General features: G+C 37.2%; 24 protein-coding genes, 1 tRNA gene, 1 pseudogene and 1 riboswitch (1 of these 27 running past the window's edge). Of the genes and pseudogenes, 20 read left to right on the top strand and 6 right to left on the bottom strand.

The window, feature by feature from the left end:
• Both A6A20_RS09520 and A6A20_RS09515 read right to left on the bottom strand, forming a co-directional pair.
• On the bottom strand, positions 1 to 896 hold the 5' portion of the coding sequence (locus A6A20_RS09520; RefSeq protein WP_279573207.1) for a pyridoxal phosphate-dependent decarboxylase family protein. It extends 637 nt beyond the left edge of the window; 896 of the gene's 1,533 nt are visible here — the first part of the coding sequence; the start codon lies at positions 894 to 896; its stop codon lies off the left edge, out of view.
• A gap of 90 nt (positions 897 to 986) precedes the next feature.
• Positions 987 to 2,351 carry a diaminobutyrate--2-oxoglutarate transaminase gene (locus A6A20_RS09515; protein ID WP_341670459.1) on the bottom strand — a complete coding sequence of 455 codons (1,365 nt, stop codon included), beginning with the start codon at positions 2,349 to 2,351 and terminating at the stop codon, positions 987 to 989.
• Between the two features lie 350 nt (positions 2,352 to 2,701).
• A riboswitch (Lysine riboswitch) is annotated at positions 2,702 to 2,913 on the top strand.
• 85 nt (positions 2,914 to 2,998) lie between these two features.
• Here A6A20_RS09515 and lysC point away from each other — a divergent pair.
• On the top strand, positions 2,999 to 4,351 hold the full coding sequence (gene lysC, locus A6A20_RS09510) for a lysine-sensitive aspartokinase 3 (protein WP_279573206.1): 1,353 nt from the start codon (positions 2,999 to 3,001) through the stop codon (positions 4,349 to 4,351).
• A gap of 24 nt (positions 4,352 to 4,375) precedes the next feature.
• On the opposite strand, the gene rnhA is transcribed toward lysC, so the two are convergent.
• Positions 4,376 to 4,843, bottom strand: coding sequence for a ribonuclease HI (rnhA, locus tag A6A20_RS09505; RefSeq protein WP_279573205.1), 468 nt, complete (start codon positions 4,841 to 4,843; stop codon positions 4,376 to 4,378).
• A gap of 53 nt (positions 4,844 to 4,896) precedes the next feature.
• Here rnhA and dnaQ point away from each other — a divergent pair, with 53 nt between their 5' ends.
• Complete coding sequence (gene dnaQ, locus A6A20_RS09500) at positions 4,897 to 5,676, top strand: DNA polymerase III subunit epsilon (RefSeq protein ID WP_279573204.1); 780 nt, start codon at positions 4,897 to 4,899, stop codon at positions 5,674 to 5,676.
• 97 nt (positions 5,677 to 5,773) lie between these two features.
• Positions 5,774 to 5,850: transfer RNA gene (locus A6A20_RS09495), tRNA-Asp, on the top strand.
• A gap of 187 nt (positions 5,851 to 6,037) precedes the next feature.
• Here the strand turns inward: A6A20_RS09495 and bacA are convergent.
• Complete coding sequence (bacA, locus tag A6A20_RS09490; protein WP_279573203.1) at positions 6,038 to 6,841, bottom strand: undecaprenyl-diphosphate phosphatase; 804 nt, start codon at positions 6,839 to 6,841, stop codon at positions 6,038 to 6,040.
• Positions 6,842 to 6,880: 39 nt separating this feature from the next.
• Positions 6,881 to 7,849, bottom strand: a complete 969-nt coding sequence (gene epmA / locus A6A20_RS09485; protein WP_279573202.1) for an elongation factor P--(R)-beta-lysine ligase — start codon at positions 7,847 to 7,849, stop codon at positions 6,881 to 6,883.
• A 315-nt stretch (positions 7,850 to 8,164) separates the two neighbouring features.
• Between epmA and A6A20_RS09480 the strand changes: the two genes are divergently transcribed.
• From A6A20_RS09480 to glyS, 17 genes and pseudogenes are all read left to right on the top strand, one after another.
• Entirely contained in the window at positions 8,165 to 9,073 is a 909-nt protein-coding gene (locus A6A20_RS09480) for a LysR family transcriptional regulator (RefSeq protein ID WP_279573201.1), read from the top strand.
• 60 nt (positions 9,074 to 9,133) lie between these two features.
• Positions 9,134 to 10,075, top strand: a complete 942-nt coding sequence (locus A6A20_RS09475) for an aminodeoxychorismate synthase component I (protein ID WP_279573780.1) — start codon at positions 9,134 to 9,136, stop codon at positions 10,073 to 10,075.
• A 9-nt stretch (positions 10,076 to 10,084) separates the two neighbouring features.
• Positions 10,085 to 10,663, top strand: coding sequence for an aminotransferase class IV family protein (locus tag A6A20_RS09470; protein ID WP_279573200.1), 579 nt, complete (start codon positions 10,085 to 10,087; stop codon positions 10,661 to 10,663).
• A 9-nt stretch (positions 10,664 to 10,672) separates the two neighbouring features.
• A complete protein-coding gene (locus A6A20_RS09465; RefSeq protein WP_279573199.1) occupies positions 10,673 to 11,233 on the top strand; it encodes an anthranilate synthase component II in 561 nt (186 codons plus the stop codon).
• Between the two features lie 40 nt (positions 11,234 to 11,273).
• Entirely contained in the window at positions 11,274 to 11,984 is a 711-nt protein-coding gene (locus A6A20_RS09460) for a HEAT repeat domain-containing protein (RefSeq protein ID WP_279573198.1), read from the top strand.
• Between the two features lie 15 nt (positions 11,985 to 11,999).
• Positions 12,000 to 12,449, top strand: coding sequence for a hypothetical protein (locus tag A6A20_RS09455; protein ID WP_279573197.1), 450 nt, complete (start codon positions 12,000 to 12,002; stop codon positions 12,447 to 12,449).
• A 22-nt stretch (positions 12,450 to 12,471) separates the two neighbouring features.
• A complete protein-coding gene (locus tag A6A20_RS09450; RefSeq protein WP_279573196.1) occupies positions 12,472 to 12,918 on the top strand; it encodes a hypothetical protein in 447 nt (148 codons plus the stop codon).
• 233 nt (positions 12,919 to 13,151) lie between these two features.
• A pseudogene (locus A6A20_RS09445) lies at positions 13,152 to 13,453 on the top strand (IS1595 family transposase); the annotation flags it as partial.
• Between the two features lie 26 nt (positions 13,454 to 13,479).
• Positions 13,480 to 14,235 carry a peptidoglycan editing factor PgeF gene (gene pgeF, locus A6A20_RS09440; protein WP_279573195.1) on the top strand — a complete coding sequence of 252 codons (756 nt, stop codon included), beginning with the start codon at positions 13,480 to 13,482 and terminating at the stop codon, positions 14,233 to 14,235.
• A 73-nt stretch (positions 14,236 to 14,308) separates the two neighbouring features.
• A complete protein-coding gene (gene lysM, locus A6A20_RS09435) occupies positions 14,309 to 14,752 on the top strand; it encodes a peptidoglycan-binding protein LysM (RefSeq protein ID WP_279573194.1) in 444 nt (147 codons plus the stop codon).
• A gap of 208 nt (positions 14,753 to 14,960) precedes the next feature.
• Complete coding sequence (gene tig, locus A6A20_RS09430; RefSeq protein WP_279573193.1) at positions 14,961 to 16,259, top strand: trigger factor; 1,299 nt, start codon at positions 14,961 to 14,963, stop codon at positions 16,257 to 16,259.
• Between the two features lie 199 nt (positions 16,260 to 16,458).
• Positions 16,459 to 17,040, top strand: coding sequence for an ATP-dependent Clp endopeptidase proteolytic subunit ClpP (gene clpP, locus A6A20_RS09425; RefSeq protein WP_132689937.1), 582 nt, complete (start codon positions 16,459 to 16,461; stop codon positions 17,038 to 17,040).
• Positions 17,041 to 17,055: 15 nt separating this feature from the next.
• Positions 17,056 to 18,300 carry an ATP-dependent protease ATP-binding subunit ClpX gene (clpX, locus tag A6A20_RS09420; RefSeq protein ID WP_279573192.1) on the top strand — a complete coding sequence of 415 codons (1,245 nt, stop codon included), beginning with the start codon at positions 17,056 to 17,058 and terminating at the stop codon, positions 18,298 to 18,300.
• 150 nt (positions 18,301 to 18,450) lie between these two features.
• A complete protein-coding gene (gene glyQ, locus A6A20_RS09415) occupies positions 18,451 to 19,359 on the top strand; it encodes a glycine--tRNA ligase subunit alpha (protein WP_279573191.1) in 909 nt (302 codons plus the stop codon).
• A gap of 3 nt (positions 19,360 to 19,362) precedes the next feature.
• Positions 19,363 to 19,626: a hypothetical protein gene (locus tag A6A20_RS09410; protein ID WP_279573190.1), complete on the top strand. Its 264-nt coding sequence runs from the start codon at positions 19,363 to 19,365 to the stop codon at positions 19,624 to 19,626.
• 45 nt (positions 19,627 to 19,671) lie between these two features.
• The gene (locus tag A6A20_RS09405) at positions 19,672 to 20,073 is read left to right on the top strand and encodes a DUF1016 N-terminal domain-containing protein (protein WP_279573189.1); all 402 of its coding nucleotides are present in this window, start codon (positions 19,672 to 19,674) and stop codon (positions 20,071 to 20,073) included.
• Positions 20,074 to 20,133: 60 nt separating this feature from the next.
• Entirely contained in the window at positions 20,134 to 22,200 is a 2,067-nt protein-coding gene (gene glyS, locus A6A20_RS09400) for a glycine--tRNA ligase subunit beta (RefSeq protein ID WP_279573188.1), read from the top strand.
• 167 nt (positions 22,201 to 22,367) lie between these two features.
• On the opposite strand, the gene A6A20_RS09395 is transcribed toward glyS, so the two are convergent.
• On the bottom strand, positions 22,368 to 26,846 hold the full coding sequence (locus A6A20_RS09395) for an exo-alpha-sialidase (RefSeq protein ID WP_279573187.1): 4,479 nt from the start codon (positions 26,844 to 26,846) through the stop codon (positions 22,368 to 22,370).
• Positions 26,847 to 26,944: the final 98 nt, after the last annotated feature.

Below are 26,944 nucleotides of genomic sequence, written 5' to 3'. Positions count from 1 at the left end.
TGCTTGGATAATAATAATGCCCCACCCCAAGCCGCATCAATATGTAACCAAGCACCAAATTGATCCGTAATTTGACGAATTTTCCCAATAGGATCTATTGCCCCTGCATCTGTTGTTCCTGCGGTTGCCACCACACAGGCAACAATTTTTCCTTCATTTTGTAATTGTTGCAAAGTTTGTTCTAAAGCAACAACATCAATTTGCGCTTGTTGATTAACAGGTACTGTTACCACTGACTGGAAGCCCATTCCCATCATTGCCATATTTTTTTGTACGGAAAAATGGGCATTTTCAGAACAAACCACTTTCACTTTTTGCAAAGCATCTGCTGGAATACCATTTTGCTGTACTGACCAAGCCTTGCCTTCTGCAGTCTGCCAATGTTTGGCAATACAAGCATCACGTGCCAATAATAGCCCCATGAGATTTGATTGCGTACCACCAGAAGTAAATACGCCTGCATCACCAGCATCATAACCCGTTTTTTGGCGTAACCAACGAATTAACTCCACTTCCATTAACGAGGCAACGGGACTTTGATCCCAAGAATCCATAGATTGATTAGTGGCATTAATAAACACTTCTGCCACTTGGCTCGCAACCATAGTTGGGCAATGCAAATGAGCAAGGGAATGAGGATGATGCACTTTTAAGCTCTTATTTAAAAATAACTCGGTTAATTGTTGCAAAGCCTGTTCTAGCCCTTGTCCTTGCGAAGAAGGGGTAAATTTCACTTGTTGACGAAGCTGGCTAACACTACCACCAGTATACATTTTATCATTTTGTAACCATTGACTAACCGCATTGACCGCCTGTTGCATCGCCCGCTGGTAATCAGCAATGGCTTGCGGATCATTACAAAGTAAAGCCTGTTTATGTTTGGAAAACTCGATCATTTGCTCTTTTCCTTACGAAATAATTATTGAAAGGGTAAATATAAATGGCAAAGTACTTAATATCACCTTGCCATACTTAGATTAAGATAATTAACTGCGAGTGGCTTTTAACGCACTTTCCACCGCTTGGGCAAAACGTTTAATGACTTCTTCACATTCTGATTGGCTAATAATCAATGGGCAAAGTAAACGTACCACATTACCACCACGTCCACCACGTTCTAATAGCAATTTATGCTGAAAACAGGCTTTTTGGATTTCAGCGGCTAAATTACCGTCCGCAGGATATGAACCAATACGATCCGCTGCTTGACGTTCATCAACAATTTCAATACCTAGCATTAATCCTTTACCCCGTACATTACCAATACAAGGATATTGTTTTGCTAATTGTTGTAATTCAGCTTTTAAATAAGCCCCACGTTGCTCAGCGTTTTCGGCTAATTTCTGTTCTTTCATAATTTTTAATGAGGCATAACCTGTTGCCATGGCTAATTGATTACCACGGAATGTCCCTGTATGCCCAGCAGGTAACCAAGCATCAAACTCTTTACGAATTGCCAATACCGCTAAAGGTAAACTTCCACCAACCGCTTTTGACATGACCACCACATCAGGCTCAATTCCTGCGTGTTCAAAAGCAAACATTTTACCAGAACGGCAGAAGCCCGCTTGCACTTCATCTAAAATTAACACAATGCCATGTTTTTTCGTCACTTCACGAATTTTTTGTAACCATTTTACTGGTGCAGTAACCACACCACCTTCGCCTTGAATAGCTTCAAGAATTACCGCAGCAGGTTTAACCACACCACTTTCAACATCTTCAATAAAGTTTTCAAAATAATAGGTTAACGCTTCAACGCCCGCTTCTCCCCCCAAACCTAATGGGCAACGGTATTCATGAGGATAAGGCATAAATTGCACGCCAGGCATCATATTTTGTACTGCATTTTTGGCATTAAGATTACCTGTCATCGCCAGTGAACCTTGTGTCATACCATGATAGCCACCTGAAAAGGCAATCACATTACCACGCCCAGTATAAGTTTTCGCAAGTTTTATTGCAGCTTCTGTACCGTCTGCACCAGAAGGACCACAAAATTGTAAACAATATTGATCTTGCGGAAAAAAGGATAATAATTCTTCAGTAAAAGCATCTTTTAACGGCGTAGTTAAATCAAGTGTATGTAAAGGTAAACCGCTAGCTAATACATCTTGAATAGCTTGAATAATCGCTGGATGATTATGCCCTAACGCTAAAGTCCCCGCCCCCGCTAAACAATCAAGATATTCATTACCTTCAACATCAGTTACCCAGCAACCTTGTGCTTTTGCAATAGCTAAAGGCAATTTACGAGGATAACTGCGTACATTGGATTCCATTTTGTTTTGGCGAGATAAATAATAGTCGTTTGTTGCCTGATTAATTGGCATGACAGGAGTTGTTGTCATTATTCATAACCTTCTAAATTTGAGGTGAAAAAAATAAGTCGCTGCCTTGCGGAAAGCCTAAGCTTTCTTATTCGATAAAACAATAAGATGCCATGGGGCATTGACTCGCTACTTATTAAAAAAAGCGTTTCAGCTTTTTTATGTATCATTTTTTAAGCTAAGGTTGCTTAATAAAAATGAGCGGGCAATAGTACCCTTTTTTTAACAATAAGGGAAATGCTTTTAGGGGCGATGAGTTAATTTTTTATACTTGAAAGCTATTATCATCGTTTCATGTATAGACGTTTCAATTTAACATCATAAATTTTAATTTTTGATTGACAAAAAATCCGTTTAACGTTATTTGTATAGACCACAGAAGAGGTGCGTTACTCAGGCAGTTATTTTTTAGATTTCGGGATCAATAAATTAAATCAACAATTTAATTTAGTAAAAAATAATCAGGGGAGTGTTCGCCGAGATAACTATTTTGTCCGAACAAATAGTTATCGGCCTTTAGGGTTGAATCTCTGAGGCTGTCATTTGCCATAAATAAAAGTGTAAATGGAGCGCTTCTACAATGATACTTGCATATTATTGTCTTTCTGCGTTTGCTTACCTCTCTGAATATTCTCTTAACTTATTTTACTTGTTTAAAGGAATCATCTATGTCCAATTATTCTGTTGCTAAATTTGGTGGTACTAGTGTTGCCGATTATGAAGCAATGCAAGCCTCAGCGAAAATTGTTATTGCCGATCCAAATACACGAGTAGTCGTACTTTCTGCTTCTGCTGGAATCACTAATTTATTAGTTGAACTTGCTAAAGGTTGTGATACCGAACAGCGTGAACAATGTTTTGCTAAAATTCGCCAAATTCAATATGCCATTCTTGATAAATTGAAAAATCCAAGTGTCATTCGAGAAGAAATTGACCGATTGCTTGCCAGTATTCAATCCTTATCTGAAGCGGCAAGCTTAGCAACATCTTCCGCTTTAACCGATGAACTAATTAGCCATGGCGAAATGATGTCTTCACTGATTTTTGTGGAGGTATTACGCGATTTAGGTCATACCGCTAGCTGGCTTGATGTACGTTCAGTAGTAGCAACGGATAGTCATTTTGGTAAAGCCGCACCAAACGATGAAAAAACCCAACAGAATTGTGATCAAGTCTTAAAACCTTTAGTGGAAAATGGTGAATTAGTCATTACCCAAGGATTTATTGGACGTGATGATATGGGCAAAACAACTACCTTAGGGCGTGGTGGCTCGGATTATACTGCTGCATTATTAGCAGAAGTCTTAAAAGCCAAAGATGTATTAATTTGGACAGATGTAGCAGGTATTTATACCACCGATCCACGTATTACCTCGGCGGCTAAACGTATTGAAACCATTAGCTTTGCCGAAGCTGCAGAAATGGCAACCTTTGGCGCAAAAGTTTTACACCCAGCAACCTTATTACCTGCGGTACGCAGCAATATTCCTGTCTATGTTGGCTCAAGTAAAGCACCTGAACAAGGCGGTACTTGGGTAACAAGAGATCCACATTTACGCCCAACTTTCCGTGCTATTGCATTACGCCGAGAGCAAACCTTATTAACCTTATCTAGCCTAAGTATGCTACACGCTCAAGGTTTTCTGGCAAAAGTCTTTAGCATTTTAGCTAAACATAAAATTTCCGTAGATACCATTACCACCTCCGAAGTAAGCATTGCCTTGACCTTAGACAAAACAGGTTCAGCCTCTTCAGGTGCAGAATTATTATCTAACGCTTTAATTACCGAGTTAAGTGAGCTTTGCAATGTTAAAGTAGATACTGGCTTGGCGTTAGTTGCCTTAATTGGTAATGATTTACATATTGCCGCAGGGGTAGCCAAACAAATCTTCACAGCCTTGGAAGATTACAATGTGAGAATGATCAGCTATGGTGCAAGTACGAATAACATTTGTATGCTAGTGAATGGTAGCCAAGCGGACGATATTGTAAGCAAATTACATCAAGCATTATTTGCTTAAATAATAGAACAGAAATAAGGGCAATTAGGTTTCTGCTTGATAGCCCTTATCTTCTAAACTAGGATTTTTTGCCCCTTGTTTAGCCAATAGATCACAGCGTTCATTCTCGCTATGGCCTGCATGCCCCTTAACCCAATGCCAATTTACCTGATGTTGTTGCACAAGCTGATCCAATAAGATCCATAAATCCTGATTTTTAACCGCACTTCCATTACTGGTTCGCCAATTTTTCTTTTTCCAATTAAAAATCCATTGTGTTATCCCATTTTTCACATATTGACTATCACAATATAAATCCACAGCACAAGGTTGCTTTAAACATTTTAAACCCTCAATAACAGCCAACAATTCCATACGGTTATTGGTGGTAACAAAATAGCCCTGAGAAAGTTCTTTTTCATGTTGTTGATAACGTAGCAATACCCCTATTCCACCAGCACCGGGATTACCTAAACAAGAACCATCAGTAAAAATTTCAATCTTTTTTTGCATAAATATTTGTTACAATAACCATCAATAATTCCGATCATAACGCAAAATTTATTATGAACCTAGAAATTAATACGCAACGACAAATTGTACTGGATACTGAAACCACAGGTATGAACCAATTAGGTGCTCATTATGAAGGGCATTGCATTATTGAAATTGGAGCAGTAGAAATTATCAATCGCCGTTATACTGGCAGAACCTTTCATGTATATATCAAACCCGATCGTCCCGTTGATCCTGAGGCAGTAAAAGTCCATGGTATTACTGATGAAATGCTAGCGGATAAACCGCCTTTTGCAGAAATTGCCGATGAATTTTTAGAATTTATTCAAGGTGCGGAATTATTAATTCACAATGCTCCCTTTGATGTGGGCTTTATGGATTATGAATTTAGCAAACTAGGCAAAAATATCAAAACAGAGCAAATCTGCAAAGTAACGGATACGCTACAAATGGCTCGCCAAATGTTCCCGGGTAAACGCAATAACTTAGATGCACTTTGCGATCGCCTTGCCATTGATAATAGTAAACGTACCCTACATGGAGCATTACTCGATGCGGAAATCTTAGCTGATGTTTATCTCACTATGACAGGGGGGCAAACCAGTTTATTTGATGAAAATATCATTGATGAATCTCAACCCTTAGAAAATATTGAGGATAAACAACAAACCCAAATCAATAATGCAACACAACAGCATCAACTAAAATGCCTTGCCCCAACAGAAGAAGAACTTTTAGCCCACCAAAAATATTTAACATTGATTAATAAGAAAAGTGGCGATAAATGCTTATGGACTTTATGCCAACAAGATGAACAAAAACGGCATTGATGTTTATTTCCTAATCAGTTAACGCAAATTTATAGAAAACAAATAAAAAAGAGGTTGACGCTCAAGCTAATCCCAATTATTATGCACCACACAAAGCGGAGTGGTAGTTCAGCTGGTTAGAATACCTGCCTGTCACGCAGGGGGTCGCGGGTTCGAGTCCCGTCCATTCCGCCAATTATTCCAATAATCTTTCTTCATATCAATTTAATATCAAACTCTCCGCTAAGAAAACCTCAATATTTGGAAATAGTTTCTATTGTTGCCAAAAAATTTCGTGAGCAAATTCAATATTTTCATAGTGGTTTCAAATTAAAATAGGACGACTATATTTAGCTAATTTGCTCACATTAAAGTGTAATACTTAGTGAATAAACACAAAATACACCGCAATGGCTACCACAAAACGATAAATAGCAAATGGCACAAAAGAGATTTTTTTGATGATATTTAGGAAGGTTTTAATCGCTATTAATGCCACAATAAAAGCAGTTACAAAGCCAACTGCAAACATAGGTAAATCCGCAAGACTAAGGAAATCAAGACTTTTATATAAATCTAGCACTGTCGCGCCCATCATCATAGGTACTGCCAAAATAAAAGAATATTCAGCGGCAGCTTGGCGTCCTACTCCCATTAATAATCCTCCTGAAATGGTTGCCCCTGAACGAGAAAAGCCAGGCCATAAGGCTAAACATTGAAACAAACCGATAGCAAAGGCTTGTTTATAGCTCATTTGATCTAAGGTGCTAGCACTCACTTGAGGGCGATATTTTTCCGCCAGTAATAACAAAATCCCCCCTGCGACCAAGGCATACATTACCATTTCAGGGCTAAATAAACTTTTTATTTTGCTATGAAAAATCAGCCCCAAAACGACCGCTGGAATCATGCCTAAAATAATATGTATTAAGGTTAAGTGCGGTTGGTTTTTATCTTGTTTTTGCCCAAAATGAATGCCAATTAAGCCAAACATTTTACGCCAAAACACTACCACCACCGCCAAAATAGAACCTAACTGAATAATGACCTCAAATGTAGCCGCCTTATCGCCCTCAAAACCTAACAAATGACCCACAATAATCATATGCCCTGTGGAAGATACAGGTAAAAACTCGGTCAACCCTTCCACAATTCCTAAAATCAATGCAATTAATAATTCAGACATAATTTCCTCAAAAAATAATTAAAAAAACCACCGCACTTTTTATGCGTTATCAATACCAAAAGTAAGCACTTGTTTAATATCCGTTGCATTTAATGCAATCATTAATAATCGATCTACCCCTAACGCCACACCTGCACAATTCGGCATACCTGCTTGCAAGGCGGCAATAAAACGATAATCTATTTTTTGTGGGGATAAGCCCAATTTTTGCCGTTGGCGATTATCTTGTTCAAAACGGCTCAACTGTTCTTTACTATCCGTTAATTCGTGAAACCCATTGGCTAATTCTAGCCCTTTGTAATAAAACTCAAAGCGTTCGGCAACACGATGATCTTCGGAACTGACCTGTGCCAATGCCGCTTGGCTGGCAGGGAAATGATACACCGCCATGGGGCGTTCTAAACCAATATTAGGCTCAACTACCGCACTAAATAAAAATTGCAATAACGTATCTCTTGATTCATCAACAGAGGTTTGTAAACCATATTCTTGAGCTTTAGCCAATAATTCTGATTTTTCCGCCGAGAGGGGATCAAGCCCTACATATTGTTGAAAAACAAATTGATAGCTAAAACTTTCCGCTGGCTCGCAATCTAAAATTTGTTGGAGTAGATCATCCACTTCATTAATCAAACGATACATATCAAAATAAGGGCGATACCATTCCAACATAGTAAATTCTGGATTATGCTTACTTCCCGCCTCTTCATTACGAAATACCCGACAAAGCTGAAAAATAGGGCCACTTCCTGCGGCTAACAAGCGTTTCATATGATATTCTGGGCTTGTCATTAACCATAATGGCTTAGTCTGTTCACCAAAAGGGGCAATAAAATTTGTGCTAAACGTAGATAAATGCACATCGGTTACCCCAAATTCGCTAAGTACAGGGGTTTCAACTTCAAGCAAACCTCGGTCAGTAAAAAAACGCCGAATTTCCGCAATAATCTTTGCCCTCGCCAATAAATTCTCTATAGGGGCGGAGGGCTTCCATTGAATTTCATTCATAATATTTATTCCAAGTAAAAAATGTGGCTATTTTAGCGGAAAAATCAATATAACCAAAATGTAAGTGCTATGGGTAAGCTATTAATATAGTCGTTTCAATTTAAAATGAGACAAGGCGGCACGCCGAAGACAGTACAAGTAGTAAGGCGAGGCGTACCAACGCTGTATCATTTTAAAGTGAAATGACTATAAAATAAATTGAAAATAGACCGCACTTTACAATAGCCTTATTAAAAGACGATAAAAAAACTCCCTCATCAAACACATTCTATGGCAAAATAGCCCAAATTTCTTATTTGCTCACAAGGAAAAACAATGGATATTAGACATTTACGTTATTTTGTCGCCATTGTAGATAATGATTTCAATTTAAGTCGTACTTCACAACATCTGTATATTTCTCAACCAGCATTGAGTATGATGATTACTGAATTTGAACAACGGGAAAATGTGGCATTATTCAAACGTGCTCAAGGGCGGATTGTAGGATTAACTTATGTGGGGGAAAATTATTATCGTGATGCCAAAGAGATTTTGCTCAAATATAATCAAATGCACAAAAATTTGCATCAAAGCACCACGCAACTCACTGGTAATATTGTCATTGGTATTCCCCCTTTGGTGCTGTCAGTGATTTTTTCTGAAACTATGCCAAAATTGATTTTAAATAACCCAGCAATCAATTTCACGATCAAAGAGCAAGGAGCATTTATCTTAAAAAATGAACTGTTACTGGAAAATATTCATTTTGCTTCATTACTTTACCCCGAACGTATCTCCAAAAATATCATTGATTCCTTTGTCATTCATCATTCAGAGCTAGCCGTTTTTTGTTCACCTGAGCATAAACTTGCTAACCAAGAATATATTCATTGGCAGGATTTACATACCCAAAAAATGGCGATCTTTGATAATACCTTTATGATTTATCATCAACTCACTGAAGCCTTTGAAACTCATAACATTTATCCACAAATTATTTTACAATCAAGTTCTTGGGATTTTTTGCTTAATTCCGCCAAAATTAATAAAGATTTATTAACCATTTTGCCTTACCCCATTGCTAAACAATATGCCTCGCCTGATTTTGTTTGCCGTAAAATCAAAAATCCCATTCCTTGGATCGTTACCCTTTGTCGCTTAAAGAAAAATAATTATTCCAGTGTGGAAAATTATATTTTTGATTCTTTGCTAAAAGCCTTTAGTCATAAGCCACATTCATAGTCAGAAACCCATTTTTTGATTATAATATCGCCCTGTTTCTTTTTTCATTCTTATTGTGTGATGATAAAACCACCTTATTTCTTTTTAATTGATTTTGAACAGCAAGCTCCTTTGATTGTGCCTTGTGAGCAAGCACATCAACAAGGCATTTATTTTGATATACAGGGTTATCATAATCTGGATTGGCAAGTGCAAATTCCTACCCCAGTCCGTTTTAGCAAAACACCACTGGACTATTACACTTATCAACAAGGCTTTCAGCAAGTTCAGCAACAGTTGCAATTTGGCAATACCTATTTATTAAACCTTACCTACCCTACCGCCATTGAAACAAACCTGAATTTACGCCAACTTTTTCAAGCGAGCCAAGCCCCTTACAAACTCTTATGGGATAACCGTTTTGTGTGTTTCTCGCCAGAATGTTTTGTCAAAATGGAAAATGATCGGATCTATACTTATCCCATGAAAGGCACAATAGATGCCGAGCTACCACAAGCCAAAGAACAATTATTACATAATGAAAAAGAAATTCGTGAACATAATACTATCGTGGATTTAATGCGGAATGATTTAGCGATTATCGCACAAAATATTCAAGTAGATCGTTATCGTTATTTAGAAAAGATTGAACGGCAACAGGGAGCAATTTGGCAAACCAGTTCGCAAATTAGCGGCGAATTGCCAGCAAATTGGCAACAAGATCCCTTAAGTTTATTGCAAAAATTATTGCCTGCTGGCTCAATCAGCGGTGCGCCAAAACAAAAAACCGTCCAAATTATTCAACAAGCAGAACAACAAAAAAGAGGGTATTACACTGGCGTATTTGGCTATTTTGACGGACAACGCTTAATCAGTGCCGTCGCCATTCGCTATATTGCCCAACAAGGTCAACAACGCTACTTCCATAGCGGCGGTGGCATTACCGCACAAAGCGAAGTCAATAGCGAATATGATGAACTTTGTGAAAAAGTGTATCTTCCCTTAAAAACAGACTATCGGTAGCCATAAACTATGCCATTTCCATTATTTGAAACCATTGCTTTTGAACAAGGACAAGCTCAGCATTTAGATTATCATCAAGCTCGTTATCAACGTAGTTTACGTCATTATTATGGTATTAATGCCGAAAAAAGTGCGGTGGATTTTCGCCAAGTTTTGCAACTGCCGTCCCATTGCACTGAACCATTAATACGCTGTCGGGTGGATTATAATGATCGGCATATACAGATCCAATATACCGCCTATCAACGCCGTTGTTTTCGCCATTTTTTACCCCTTGTTGTCAATCAACCGTTAAATTATTCACTCAAATGGGCTGATCGTAGCTTATTACAACAATATTATGCTCAACGTGGCGACTATGATGAAGTGATGCTTGTACAACAAAACTTAATCACCGATTGCACCATTGGCAATTTAGTCTTTAAACGGCAAGGGCAATGGTTTACCCCAAAATCCCCCTTATTAGCAGGAACACAACGGCAATATTTGCTCGATCAGCAACGTATTGAATTACGAGATATTTATTTGCACGAATTAGATTTATTTGAAGAAGTGCGGTTAATTAATGCGATGAATCCCCTTGATTAAGGTTATTTTATGTTATTACTGATTGATAATCACGATTCTTTTACTTACAACTTAGTAGATTTACTGCGCCCGCTAGGCTATCCTTTAATGGTTGTGCCTGTGGAACAGGTTAATCCACAACAGTTACAACAAGCCGAACATATTTTAATTTCCCCGGGACCTGATATACCGCAAGCCTATCCGCAAGTTTTTGCCATGTTACGCCAATATTACCAACAGAAAAAAATCTTAGGGGTTTGCTTAGGGCATCAAATTTTATATGAATTTTTTGGCGGACAACTCTATAACCTTGGGCAAGTTAGGCATGGGCAAACAGGTAATCTTTACTGTATCCAACAAAGCCCATTATTTAACAATATTCCTTCGCAATTCCAAGTAGGGCTTTATCATTCTTGGGCAGCCGATCCCGCTACGCTACCCTCCGAATTAGAGATTATTGCTCAAGATCAACAAGGCATAATTATGGCAATCCAACATCGTGATTTACCCATTTACGGCGTACAATTTCACCCCGAATCTTTTATTAGCCAATATGGCTCACAACTGATAGCTAATTGGTTGGCGGATTAAAGAGAGTTATTAACTCGTGATATTAAAATGGAATAATACTATGTTTAAACAACAATTAGAATTCAATAAATTTATCACGCTATTTAATGAACTAGAAAAAAGCGACTCATTTAAACAACATAATGAGTTTGCTCAACATCTCTTAACTTATGATCATATTGAAGCATATAAATTACATCTCTACTTTATAGAAAACTGTCAAAATGCAGATTTTCATGATCTGCTATGCCGAACCTTTACTAAACGTCATCATAATGCCACTTCATATTTATTAAATTACCTATCATCAAACAATAACATCAACAAAAATTTGCTTGCCGATATAATACAGATTTTGGGTATAATGCGAGAACATAGAATATTGCCATATCTTACTCAATGGATTAAACATAATGATGAACTTATTAGATGCAAAGCCATTATTGTGCTAGGCTGGTTAGGCTATAAAAATGAACTAAAATATCTAAGTGACATTATGTCATCTAACGAAATTGATTACTTAAGAGGGTATTGTGCGAGTGCAATGCGTCAAATTTTCTTTAATCATTCAAATTTAAAACAAGATATTATTAACATTCTAGTAGAGAAATTGGAGTATGAAAATACAGAAATTGTTAAAGCGCTAATTATATTAGCATTACAGGATATATGTAATAGAAAATTTGGATTAAAAGAAAATTATCAAGGTGAAATATCAGGGAATATTGATAAAGCTAAACAGAAGTTTCTTGAATTTATAGAAAATAACTAATGATAAGGAAAACAAATGAAATTTGAGATTATTCCATTTAGTCATGTTGGAGAACTTTTCTTTGGAATGGAAAGAGAGATCATTAATACTAAAATTTTACAAGATATTAATTTCACTACCGAAGAAAATTCAGATATTGATACAGGTGAAAAATCAACAAATGATTTTTTTGCTAATGGTATTGCATTAGGTTATGAAAATCAGGATTTTAAATTAAAATATATTTTACTAATGGACGGTGTAAAGGCAATTTTTGAAAATCAAAACCTATTAGAGATGAATTATATTGATTGCAAAAATTACTTATCTCAATTTGATCCTAACATTGAAGAAGAGGAATATGTCGGTTTCACCAGTTATAAACTTGGTATAGCCATCTATGCACCTGATGCCACAGATGATCCTCTATCATATATTGAATGTGTTACCGTTGGAGCTAAGGGTTATTTTGAATCTGAGCGTTAAAATGACACAAGGAAAATGAAATATGAAAATTAGAACTTTTAGTGAAATAACATCAAGCAAACTAAATAAAGAAAGCCATCTAACTGAAGTTATTAAATTTTTCGCTGGCAAATATTTCTCTAGTGATTTTATATTTATTCCAGAAATAGAGATGAATGATTATAATGAATTATTAGAAAGTCATTCATTAAGGTTAGAATTTACTATTTTTGCTACAAATATATGTGGAGATTTATGGTTAGTTAATAAGAATAATAAAATTATCTATTTTTACGATCATAATTCAGAAAATGTTATCCTAGAAAACTTTATTAATACAGAAATAAATATCTATGATTGGATTACTTATGCCGACTTATCCTCACAAAATGAATATGCTGAAGAAAATAATTTACTATCAGATGAAGAAAATGCTTATTTTATAAGAGAAATACCTAAGATATTAAAAGTTTTGTTAGGTTTAGAATAATATCTTATAAATAAGACTATACTAGTTTTGAATAAAAGTGCGGTAAATTTTAGAATTATTTTAATTTTATTTTGTCACTGGCGCACTAGGTTATTTACTCTCTAGAGAATAAAATAATGAGTACGCTAATTAAGTAAATATTAAAACTAACTCTAATTTTATAGACATTCTCTTTAGATTAAGAAGCTGTCCTAGATAACTGACAAATTTTCCATTTAAGAATACTCCAATGAGAAAAAGCAAAACCTGATAGTATTGTTTACACCGATACTTATCGCAGTTATGATGTACTTGATGTGAGTGAGTTTAGTCATTTCCCATCAATCACAGCACACATTTTGCTGAAAATCATAATCATATTAATGGCATTGAGAATTTTTGTAACCAAGCAAAACGCTATCTACGTAAGTTTAATGGCATTCCTAAAGCCCATTTTGAGCTGTATTTAAAAGAATGTGAATGGCGTTTTAATCGCAGTAACATAAAGTCTCAAATTTCCATTTTAAAACAATTAGTTAAAAGTAATTTATTCTAGTTATCTAGTACAGTCCCTAAAACATTATGAAAAAAATTATTCCGCCTTGGCAATGTCCAACAAATGTACGCGCTTTTACCACGACCAGAGTGGGTGGGGTTAGCTTATCTCCTTTTAATAGTTTTAATCTTGCGACTCATGTTGGCGATAAACAAAATTCTGTGGAAACGAACCGCACTTTGTTAGTACAACAAGGGCAATTACCTCATATGCCTGTATTTTTACAACAAGTACATAGCACCAAGGTTATTACTTTACCTGATGATCTTTCAGCCAATATACCGATTGCTGATGCGGTTTATACTTGTCAACCTAATCAAGTTTGTTTAGTAATGACCGCCGATTGTTTGCCAGTATTGCTTGTTAATCAACAAGGTAATGAAGTGGCAGCGGTTCATGCAGGTTGGCGAGGGTTATGTGAGGGGATTTTAGAGGCAACCTTAGCGAAATTTCGCTCTAATCCAAACCAAATTCTCGCTTGGCTTGGACCAGCTATTAGCCAATCAGCCTTTCAAGTGGGCGAAGAAGTTAGGCAACAATTTGTAGAGCGAGATCCACAAGCAACACTTGCTTTTGTACAAGATAAAAGTGCGGTGGGAAATCAAAATAAATTTTTGGCGGATTTATACTTATTAGCGAAACAGCGTTTAAATGCCTTTGGTGTGAGCAATATAACAGGTGGCGAATATTGCACTTATCGTCAAGCCGAAGATTTTTTTTCTTATCGGCGTGAACAACAAACGGGAAGAATGGCAAGTTTAATTTGGTTTGAGGCAGCTTAGTGAGCTGGACTTTTTGCAAAAAATTGATTATTGTACTTAACTTATTTAGTTAATTGAATTTAAGGAAAGAAAAATGGGATTATTTGATTTTGTTGGCGATATTGGTCGCAAATTATTTTCTAAACAAGAAGAAGCATCACAAGCGGTTACACAACATATTAACGAAGATAACCCGGGCATTGAAAATGTTTCGGTTACCGTAGATAACGGCGTGGCAAAAATTGAAGGCAATGCAGAATCTGCCAGTGCCTTAGAAAAAGCGATCCTAATGGCGGGGAATATTGCAGGCATTACCGAAGTAAAAGCAGAGGGCGTTACTATTAAAAATGGTGAAACCTTAGCCAGTGATGACCAATTTTATGTGATACAAAAAGGCGATACCCTATGGAAAATTGCCCAGACTTACTATGGTAATGGGGCAAAATATACCGCGATTGTGGAAGCCAATAAAGAAGTAATTAAAGATGCGGACAAGATTTTCCCGGGACAAAAAATCCGTATTCCTAAAAATCTGTAATGATTTCAAGCTGATTTTATTCGCCATCTCAACGGCAGGTTTTTCTTTTATGTTTAAAAAATAGGCGAATACCGTTTTTTATTTGGCATTTTTTTCGTCTGTTCCTAGACTGTTAGCTTGAGTATGGCTATAATTTGCGGTCTAATATTTTATTTCGTGTTCGGTGCGGTTCGCCGAGTGCAATGATTGATTATTTTGAGGTGCATAAATGCAATTTTCAGTAGAAACAACACAAGGACTTGAGCGTCGTATCGAGATTACTGTTCCCGCAGAAACAGTGGAGCAAGCGGTACGCGAAGAATTAAAAAAAGTCGCTAAAAATGCTCGAGTTGATGGTTTCCGTAAAGGTAAAGTTCCACCAAGCATTATTGAAAAACGTTTTGGGGCGTCAGTGCGTCAAGATGTATTAGGCGATATTATGCAAAGAAATTTCTTTGATGCCATTATCAAGGAAAAAATTAATTTAGCAGGTCGTCCAACCTTTACTCCAGAACAAATTGAAGCGGGTAAAGATTTTAAATTCTCTGCGACCTTTGAAGTTTATCCTGAGATTGCATTGCAAGGCTTAGAAAATATCAAAGTTGAAAAAGAAGTGGTTGAGATCAAAGACAGCGATATTGACAATATGATTGATGTATTGCGTAAACAACAAGCCACTTGGAAAGAAACACAAGAAGCTGCCAAAGCAGAAGATCGTGTAACTATTGATTTTGCTGGTACAGTAGATGGCGAAGCCTTTGAAGGCGGTAAAGCCACTGATTTTGTATTGTTAATGGGACAAGGTCGTATGATCCCAGGCTTTGAAGAAGGCATTGTTGGACATAAAGCGGGCGAACAATTTGATATTAATGTAACCTTCCCTGCGGAATATCATGCTGAAAACTTAAAAGGTAAAGCGGCGACATTTGCCATTACCTTGAAAAAAGTAGAAGTCATGGAGTTGCCAGAAGTTACTGATGAATTTGTGGCTAAATTTGGTCCAAATACTAAAACCGTTGCAGATTTACGCAATGAAATCAGCAAAAATATGCAACGTGAATTAAATAATACTTTGACTTCTCGTGTTAAAAATCAAGTGATTGACGGTTTATTAGCTGAAAATCAAATTGATGTGCCTGTGGCTGCTGTTGAACAAGAAATTGAAGTATTGCGTGGTCAAGCGACACAGCGTTTTGGTGGTAATAGTAAACAAGTGGCTGGATTGCCAAAAGAATTATTTGAAGAACAAGCGAAACGTCGTGTTCAAGTGGGTTTATTGCTCTCTAATGTTATCAGTAGCAATGAATTAAAAGTGGACGAAGAGCGTGTAGCGAAAATGATTCAAGATATTGCATCAGCTTATGAACAACCACAAGAAGTTGTAGAATATTACAATTCAAATAAAGAATTAATGAATAATATTCGTAATGTGGTGTTAGAAGAGCAAGCTATTGATGCGGTATTAAGCAAGGCGCAAGTAACGGAAAAAACAGCATCTTTTGATGAAGTAATGAATCCGAAAGCCTAATTTACTTTATTCTTGATTGTGTAAGTGCGGTCATTTTTAGATAAAAAATGACCGCACTTTTTTATAGGTGTTTCAATTTGAAATAAGGTAGAGTAGCGCTTTATTTCAAAGTAGAACGACTATATATTAGTTAAACCAAGCCTTTTTATTAAAATTCAGGTAGAATAGGCGAATTATTTACATTGATAATGAGGTAGTTATGAGTGTTATTCCTATGGTCGTAGAACAAACTGCTCGTGGTGAGCGTGCTTACGACATTTATTCTCGTTTACTCAAAGAACGTGTGATTTTTTTAAGCGGCGAAGTTGAAGATCGTATGGCGAATTTAATTGTCGCACAATTATTGTTTTTAGAATCAGAAAACCCAGATAAAGATATTAATATTTATATTAATTCCCCCGGTGGCTCAGTAACCGCGGGTATGGCGATCTATGATACTATGCAATTCGTTAAACCAGATATTCGCACCCTTTGTATTGGGCAGGCTTGTTCTATGGGGGCATTTTTATTGGCAGGTGGTACAGCAGGTAAAAGAGGAGCGTTGCCAAATGCTCGTGTGATGATTCATCAACCCTTAGGTGGTTTTAGAGGACAAGCCTCAGATATTCAAATTCACGCTCAAGAAATTTTAAAAATTAAAGAAAAACTCAATGAGCGCCTAGCATTTCATACGGGACAGCCCTTAGAAAAAATTGAGCGTGATACGGATCGTGATAATTTTATGTCAGCAGAGCAAGCCAAGTTATATGGCTTAGTTGATGAAGTCATTACAAAACGATAAGAGTTGGAACAAAATATGACAAAAGATGAAGAATTATATTGTTCATTTTGTGGTAAAGAACAAAAAGAGGTGGATAAATTAATTGCGGGTACCTCAGGGTATATTTGTAATGAATGTATCGAATTATGCCACCATATGTTAGAAAATAGTGAAGAACAAAGCACTGAGCAAACAGAAAGTGAAGTGGCTGAAAATGAACCTTTGCCAACGCCGCACGAAATTCGGGCTCATTTAGATGATTATGTTATAGGGCAAGATTATGCGAAAAAAGTGCTTTCTGTGGCGGTGTATAATCATTACAAACGCTTGCGTAGTGAATATAAAACAGATGATGTGGAATTAGGCAAAAGTAATATCTTGCTAATTGGGCCGACAGGAAGTGGAAAAACGCTCTTAGCAGAAAGCTTGGCAAGAATGTTAAATGTACCTTTTGCAATGGCTGATGCCACAACCCTAACCGAAGCAGGTTATGTTGGTGAGGACGTGGAAAATATTATCCAAAAATTACTGCAAAACTGTGATTATGATCCAGAAAAAGCAGAGCAAGGCATTATTTATATTGATGAAATTGATAAAATTTCACGCAAATCAGATAATCCATCAATTACGCGTGATGTGTCTGGCGAAGGGGTACAACAAGCCTTATTAAAATTAATTGAAGGCACGATTGCTTCAATTCCACCGCAAGGCGGACGTAAACACCCTCAACAAGAATTTTTGAAAGTGGATACCTCAAAAATCTTGTTTATTTGTGGCGGGGCATTTGCAGGGCTAGATAAGATTGTGGAAAAACGTGTCCATGTTGGCAGTGGCATTGGTTTTGGCGCAGAAATTAAAGGCGAACAGGATCAACAAAGTCTTAGTGAATTATTTAAACAAGTAGAGCCTGAAGACTTAATGAAATTTGGTTTGATCCCTGAGTTTATTGGACGTTTGCCTGTGGTTGCACCATTAAGCGAACTTGATGAAAACGCCTTGGTACAAATTCTTACTCAGCCGAAAAATGCCCTGACAAAGCAATATCAAGCCTTGTTTAAACTGGAAAATGTTGAGTTAGAATTTACTCCAGAAGCCCTTACAGCTATGGCGAAAAAAGCCTTAGAGCGTAAAACAGGCGCAAGGGGCTTGCGTTCAATTGTGGAATCGGTATTGTTAGATACTATGTATGATTTGCCGTCTTTGACTAACTTACAAAAAGTCATTATTGATGAGGCGGTTATCAAGGATAATCAATTACCGAAATTGGTTTATCAACAATAATTGAATAAATTACTTTAAAAGTGCGGTGGGAAAATAAATTATTTTTCACCGCACTTTTGTTTCATAGAATTATGCTTTTCCTTCTATTATCATTAGTCATTTTAGGCTATACTAATCAGCATTTATTTTAAAAAAATAGAACAGATTATTATGAGTGCAAAATTCAATGTAAAAACCTTTCAAGGTATGATCCTTGCTTTACAAGATTACTGGGCAAACCAAGGTTGTACTGTAGTGCAACCCTTTGATATGGAAGTCGGGGCAGGCACCTCCCACCCAATGACCTGCTTGCGAGCGATTGGACCAGAACCAATGGCATTTGCTTATGTGCAGCCTTCACGCCGCCCTACTGATGGACGTTATGGCGAAAATCCAAACCGTTTACAGCATTATTATCAATTCCAAGTGGTGATTAAGCCCTCGCCTGATAATATTCAAGAATTATATTTAGATAGCTTAAAAATGTTAGGCTTTGATCCAACCCAAAATGATATTCGTTTTGTGGAAGATAACTGGGAAAACCCGACATTAGGCGCGTGGGGCTTAGGTTGGGAAGTTTGGTTAAATGGTATGGAAGTAACCCAATTTACCTATTTCCAACAAGTGGGTGGCTTAGAATGTAAACCAGTTACGGGCGAAATCACTTACGGTTTAGAACGATTAGCCATGTATATCCAAGGGGTAGATAGCGTTTATGATCTGGTTTGGTCTGATGGTCCACTAGGTAAAACCACCTATGGCGATGTATTTCATCAAAATGAAGTGGAACAATCCACCTACAATTTTGAATATGCGGATGTGGATTTTCTTTTCCAATGCTTTGATCATTATGAAAAAGAGGCACAATATCTTCTTTCCCTAGAAAAACCATTGCCTTTGCCAGCTTATGAACGCATATTAAAAGCAGCCCATAGTTTTAATTTACTTGATGCTCGCAAAGCCATTTCCGTTACCGAACGTCAACGTTATATTTTGCGTATCCGTACCCTAACCAAAGGGGTGGCGGAAGCCTATTACGCAAGCCGAGAGGCGCTAGGGTTTCCGGGGTGTAATAAATAAATTATGCAACCGATTTTATATTTTGCTCACTGGTGTCCTGATACCGAACCATTTATCGCAGAACTAAAACGTCTCAAGGTTGATTATGAAGCTGTGGATATTACGCAGAATGGTGGTAACTTGAAAGCCTTTTTAAGGTTACGGGATCGCCTTTCTGCTTTTGATGAAGCTAAACAAAATGGCTATATTGGTATTCCAGCACTGTTGTTAGATAAGGATACTGTCGTGTTAGATGCGACAAAGTTAGATGATATTTTTGCCCAATAAGGCATAAGCCAAAGTGCGGTGAGTTTTGCAGGAGTTTTATCTGAGATGAAAGTAGAAAAACAAATTGCAATTAATGATCAACAATTAGTTGGTGAAATTAGCCAATTAATTCACGACAGTAAACAACGTGTTACTGTGAGCGTGAATGCGGAACTTACCTTACTTTATTGGCATATTGGACAACGAATTAGCCAGCATATTTTGCAAGGTGAACGTGCAGAATATGGTAAAGAAGTAATAAAAACATTGTCCCAACATTTAACCGCCCAGTTTGGCAAAGGTTGGGGACGTTCACATCTTAATTATTGCGTAAAATTTGCGGAAACATTTAGTGATCTACAAATTATCCACGCACTGCGTGGAAAATTAAGTTGGACACATTTTAAAGCCTTAATTTATATTGATGACCCAATAAAACGTGATTTTTATGCTACTATGGCGGCTTAAGAGCATTGGCGTCAACATTTTAATTCAAAAAGTGATATTCATTAAATTAGAGAAAACACAATGACAACAAGAAATTTCCTTGCCGAAATTGGCACAGAAGAATTGCCACCAAAGGCACTCAAAAAACTTGCTCTTGCCTTTGCAGAGAATGTTGAACAGAGTTTAATCCAAGCAGGTTTAACCTTTGACAAAGTAGAATGGTTTGCCAGCCCACGCCGTTTAGCGATTAAAGTGTTAGCACTTGCTGAACAACAACCGAGCAAAGAAATAGAAAAGCGTGGTCCAGCTATTTCGGCGGCATTTGATAGCGAAGGAAAGCCGACAAAAGCAGCGGAAGGCTGGGCAAGAGGTTGTGGCATTAGTGTAGAGCAAGCACAGCGTATTAGCACTAACAAAGGAGAATGGCTAGTGCATCGTGCCACGATAACAGGACAGCCTACGAAAGCGTTATTGGTAGATATTGTTGCTGATGCTTTAGCGAAATTACCTATTCCCAAAACCATGCGTTGGGGTGATAAAAATGAACATTTCGTTCGCCCAGTGCATACGGTTACCCTATTATTTGGCGATGAATTAATTCAAGGGGAAATTTTAGGAGTAAAAAGTGACCGCTCTTTACGGGGGCATCGTTTTTTAGGTGAACCAACATTACAAATTGATAATGCTGATCAATATCCTGCCTTATTACAAGAAAAAGGCTCTGTTATCGCTGATTTTAATCAACGACAAGCCTTAATTTTAGAACAAGCTCAGCAAAAAGCGGCAGAGTTAGGCGGACAAGCGGACATTGAACAGAGCTTACTTGATGAAGTAACGGCATTGGTTGAATACCCAAATGTACTTACCGCTACCTTTGAAGAACGCTTTTTAGCCGTTCCTGCGGAAGCCTTAGTGTATACGATGAAAGGCGATCAAAAATATTTCCCTATTTATGATAAACAGGGCAAATTATTACCGCACTTTATTTTTGTTTCCAATATTAACCCAGCTGATCCAACGGCGATTATTGAGGGCAATGAAAAAGTGGTTCGCCCACGTTTAACGGACGCCGAATTTTTCTTTAAGACCGATTTAAAACAACGCTTAGAAGATTTATTACCTCGTTTGGAAAGTGTATTATTCCAGCAACAATTAGGCACATTAAGAGATAAAACCGCTCGTATTGAACAATTAAGTGGCATTATCGCTCAGCAAATTGGGGCTAATGAACAAAAAGCAAAACGAGCAGGGCTTTTATCCAAATGTGATTTAATGACTAATATGGTATTTGAATTTACCGATACCCAAGGGGTTATGGGAATGCATTATGCCCGCCACGATGGCGAAGATGAAGAAGTAGCAGTAGCGTTGAATGAACAATATATGCCACGTTTTGCAGGCGATGATTTACCACATTCTTTAGTGGCTTGTTCAGTGGCGTTAGCGGATAAATTGGATACGTTAGTAGGAATTTTCGGCATAGGGCAGCACCCAAAAGGTGATAAAGATCCTTTTGCCTTACGGCGTGCAGCTTTGGGGGTATTACGCATTATTGTGGAGAAAAAATTACCCCTTGATATTGAAAATTTAGCAGAAAAAACCACCGCACTTTATGGCGATAAATTAACTAACCCAAATGTTGTGCAAGACGTGGTGGACTTTGTGTTAGGGCGTTTCCGAGCTTGGTATCAAGATGAAGGATTTGCTGTTGACGTGATTCAAGCGGTATTGGCTCGCCGTCCAACCAAACCTGCTGATTTTGATGCCAGAGTGCGTGCTGTTTCTCATTTCCGTCAATTAGAAAATGCCCAAGCTCTTGCCGCCGCTAACAAGCGAGTAAGCAATATTTTAGCTAAAGCAGAAGGGGAAATTGGCGATATTAATTTAGCACTTTGTGTTGAACCAGCCGAAAAAACCTTGGCTGAAAGCGTTTTGGCATTAAAGCAAACTATTCAACCATCAATCGCCCAAGGCGACTATATTGCGGTACTAGATAAATTAGCGGCGTTACGTCAACCTGTGGATAATTTCTTTGAAAATGTGATGGTCAATGCTGAAGATCAACAGCTACGCCATAACCGTCTCGCTATTTTGCATAGCTTACAAAATTTGTTTTTACAAGTGGCGGATATTTCGTTGTTGCAATAATATATGGAAATTATAGTCGTTTTAATTTGAAATAAGACAAGTTGTGTCAACGTTTCAAAGTATAACGGCTAGATAATGACTATATAAATAAAAAGGTGTAATGTGAGTTTTAAGCAAATAATCAAGATCGCCCTATTGGGCGATCTCTCAATATAGCCATATCAGAATTAGAAAGTAAAGGCTAATTTCGCTGTAACACTGGTATCTTTCAATTTGGCTTGAGATACCCCAATACGATGATTAACCAATAATCCAACATTCCAAGCCTTGCCGACATCGACATTAATATCGCCACCGATTACTACCGCATTACCTAACTTCCCTGTTTTAAAGGTTTGTTGACTAATATACATATAATGGTCTTTTTCGGCGTTATGTTCATAACCTGTACTCAGATTAATATGTACATTAGGTAATTGATAGCTTAATCTCGCCCCCACATATTGGCTAAACACCTTATGGGTATCAGATTCCACATTGAGTTCAGGATCATTAATATCTGCTTTTAATTGCTGATATTTTAATCCTAAAGTCGGAATTAAGGCGAAATTATCGCTCAATGGCAATGTATAATCCAGATAACTAAATAATTGATATTGTTTACCTTTAATACTTGAACCGCCACTTACATCGCTACGATGCCAATAGTAGCCCACACCTGCACTCATTGAGAAATTATCAATTTGATGCTGTATTCCTGCCAGTAAACCCGTAGATTTATAATTGGTTTTACTGTATTCCTCTGCTTTTGGTTCTACTTCGGTTCTTGCATGACTTATCATCGCATTTAAACTGGTTTGGTTATTAATGTTTTGATTAATACCAAGTGCGGTCAAATTTTGACGAGATTTATAACCATAACCATATTGGTTAAAGCCTAAGTTAGAGGTATAGTTCGCCCCTTGATGTTGTTGCAATACATAAAGCCCATTATGTCGATCAAATTGCTGATTAAATAATCTGGCAATTTCTCGTGCTTGATCGGTCATTGCCGTATTTGCCACAAGATAATTTGGAATATGAGCTTTTAATTTCGCTCGGGTACTAACACTATCCTGCACGAAAGCAGTTGTCGTTGCTTGTTCAGCTTGAACAGTGGCATCTTCACGCTCATTTTCTACTGGGGTTGCAGTAACAATAACTGGCTCAAGATCATCGCCGTTTTCTGTTTGTAAAACCGCTTGTAAACGATAATCATAATATTGACTACCTTGATCATTAACCAAATTCTGTTCAGCCACTGCACTGCCTTTATCCACTGCCACCAAAGTATATTGATAAGGGCTATCAACAACACTCACATTATCCGCTTTAAAGATACCTAATGTGGCATCACCGCCAATTTGGATTAGGGAAATCCCTTCATCAGCATCATATTTACCATTATTATTGGTATCTGTTGCTCCTGCACCATCACTTAACAAACGTAAATTAACAGGGATATAGCCTGAGGTATTTGCAGTTGTGATATTACCTGTAATCAATAAGCGATCATGTTGCCAAGTGCTAACGTCATTATTGTCGTTATTGACTCGCAAGGTAATTTGTCCGCCCATATCCTCAACATTGGAAAAGGATAATTGTTGTGCGGTAAAAGTTGTGCCTGTTCGGGCGGCATTCGTATTGCGTACATAATTCATACCCGGGGCAATTAAGCTATTAGCCTGCCAAGTTGTTGTTCCCAATACCTGTCCTGAGCCAGCTAAATTGGTTTGTGCATTTAAATTCAAATGACCAGTTAAAATACCGTCTAACACCAAAGTACCTTGCTGGATATTGGTATTACCACGATGATTAGCATAACCAACTAACTGCAATGTTCCTTCGCCTCGTTTAATCAAATCGCCAGCTCCCTCAATAATAGCGCTCAACTGGGCTAATTGATTTTGTTGATTATCCACGATTAATTTTGCATCTTGTTCAAGATTTAAATGATTAATTTGAACTTGGCTATTGCCTTTCATCGCTAATTCGGCATTCATTCTGACATTTGCTGATGTTGCTTGATGTTGGCTATTGTCCGCATAAGTAATACGTCCTGTTTTTACATCAATCACATTGAGTAAAGAATTACCTTGTAAGGATAAATTAGCACGCTCATTATCCGGCTGATAAACCAAGTTTATCGCTCCATACTCATCGCCTAATTGCCCGTCAATACTTCTCTCGCCAGACAATCTATAATGAATATTGGCAGTCGTTGAGCTATGATTAACGAGATTACCTTGTAAATTAGCCTGATATAAACCCGTATTTTCGCTATTATTGGCTGTAAGCTGAAGATCTTGACCGTTCAAATCCAATGTACCTTGTTTTAAGGTAATTGAAGATAATGGCATTTGATCAGTTGAACCTAAACGTAAAGTACCTTGTTGATGTACTACCGCTTGTTTAAAGGCTTGTTTAGCACCATTATCATCCGCCTCTTGATTTAAAGTAACAGTCCCCTCATAAACGTCAATACTTGCCTGATTAATACCTTTTCCAAGTTTAATTATTTCACCATCGCCAATTTTATAGAAAGTTTCCTCAAAATTGGAATTTAAACTGAAATTTAATGGGGTATTGCGTATATCTCGATGAATATAATTATCGTGCCAAACCAAATCTTGTATATTCAAGGCAACATATTGAATTTTTTGATTACTTTCTTCATATAACAAACCAATATCGCCATTTGGTAGTTCAGTTAAACTGTTGTAAGCATAACTTCCTGTGGTAATAGAGGTGTTATATTTCCATTCAATAGAGCCATCGTCCTGCACTTCCCCTAACCAGACTTTACCATTAACTCGACTACGAGTATCTGAATGCGGATTAGCAAACAACACAATTTCTTTACCATTAATCCGTTTAGAATATTTAATCACCGATAATTGGGAATAAGGATCAAGTAAAATATCATCAACTATTTTTTGGTTAGTCCAGCTATATCCGCCATTTTTACTGGTAGAAATCACTACCTTACCGCCCATATTACGAGAAAACATTTTTAGCTCGCCATTATCTAACTCAATAACTTGTGATTCTGTGAGTTGCTTACTCGCATTATTTAATGCCTGTGAACCACCATTTTGATATTCCCAACGATCAATCGGCGATTCGCCTCTTACCCAAGTTTTACCACCGTCAGCACTAATAATCACTGCGGCGGATTGTGAATTTAATTTTCCTGTATTGTTGGTGTAATAAACTGGCATAACTAAGTTGCCGTTTTTAAGTTGAATACCGTTACCCGGCCCAACGCCTAAAAACTGCATCCAATCAGCTTTAACTTGTGGGGTAATATCCACAGGGCTTGACCAAGTTGCTCCGTCATCATCACTATAAGTCAACCATAAATAACTGGTGCGCTTGGCTTGTAGCGGGGCGCTATCATTCTCACTTTGATCCGTATTTAAGAAAATATTACCAACACGTTGATCATTTAAATATAAATCGCCCAAATCTTTATAAGCGAGGCTTTGTGTCCCTTTTACGACAACTCGGTATTCTGTTGGTTGATAATTTTCATCAAATACCACTCCTTGTTCATTAACTTTATATAAATTATTGTCTTTATCAGATAACACACGATATAAATTTCCCTCAGGATCTTTAGTATAACCGCTTCCCTGAGCGTTATTACCAAACCCAAATAATCCTCTCATTTCTGGGAACATATCCACTAACATAAAAATACGCCCAGTATTTTTATCTTGTACCATTAAGGGATCAATTAAAAATGCGGCATTTTGCTCGCCATAAGGCTGACTGGCTAAATCAATAATTACCTGTTCTTCCTGCCAAGTTTGTCCGCCATCAAAACTACGGCGAATAGCAGTATCAATATTTCCCCAATCAAAATGATGCTGGTTACGTTTATCAATCGCGGCAATCACCACGCCATTTTGGGTAGTTAATAGGGCTGGAATACGATAATTCTTGGCTGTACTACCCCCCCCCTCACCACCTTGAAATATAGGGTATGCTGCGGTTTTATAAGCCCCTGTATCATCATATTTATCTAAGCTATATAAGTGTAATTCCTCAAGCTGTTGATGCTTTTGTTGAATTTCCTGTTCTGATAATACTTTTTCATCTAAATCAAAATGAAAAACCTCGCCAGCAAATCGCATATTATTTGGAATTGAACGCTTAGTTTGTCCTAAATAGACATCTGTTAGCCCTTTTATATCCGCAAAAAATTTTGAGCTATTATTAGTTCGTAATTTTTTGCCATCAACATAAATATTAATCTGCTGATTGTCATTATCAAAAGTATAGGTAACATTCTGAAAATCATTACTGGAGTCAACAATAGCTGTTAATTGTTCATTTGCTATAAGGTTTGTATTGTCCCTGATTTCAATCCCAAAAACCTGTTTTCCTGCACTATTACGCATAGAATAAAAGTTTAAATAACGTTTATCTGAGGTAGAATCTGATGCTCCTAACATTGCACCAAATCCACTTCCTGCATTAATACGAAAGGTAATTGAACCACTAGATAAATTTAATAAATCTTTCTCCTTAAAGGTTTTAGTAACATCAATAGGTTGTAACAAATCTTTTGTACTGGTATAACTAAACGCAAGATCTTGTGTGGCAGAATAAGCTGACAGGCAAACTGCACTAATGGTAATGGCTAACAAACTCTTTTTCATACAAACACTCCTTTTCTTTATCATATTGGTTTACATTTTTATACAAACTAATAAAAATATAGTTTTTCTCCAAGATGAAGTAAAATTATGGAGTGTTA

Origin of the sequence: Volucribacter amazonae, assembly GCF_029783845.1 — a bacterium.
GTDB classification, from domain to species: Bacteria; Pseudomonadota; Gammaproteobacteria; order Enterobacterales; family Pasteurellaceae; genus Volucribacter; species Volucribacter amazonae.
This window is presented reverse-complemented; position numbering and strand designations above follow the sequence as displayed.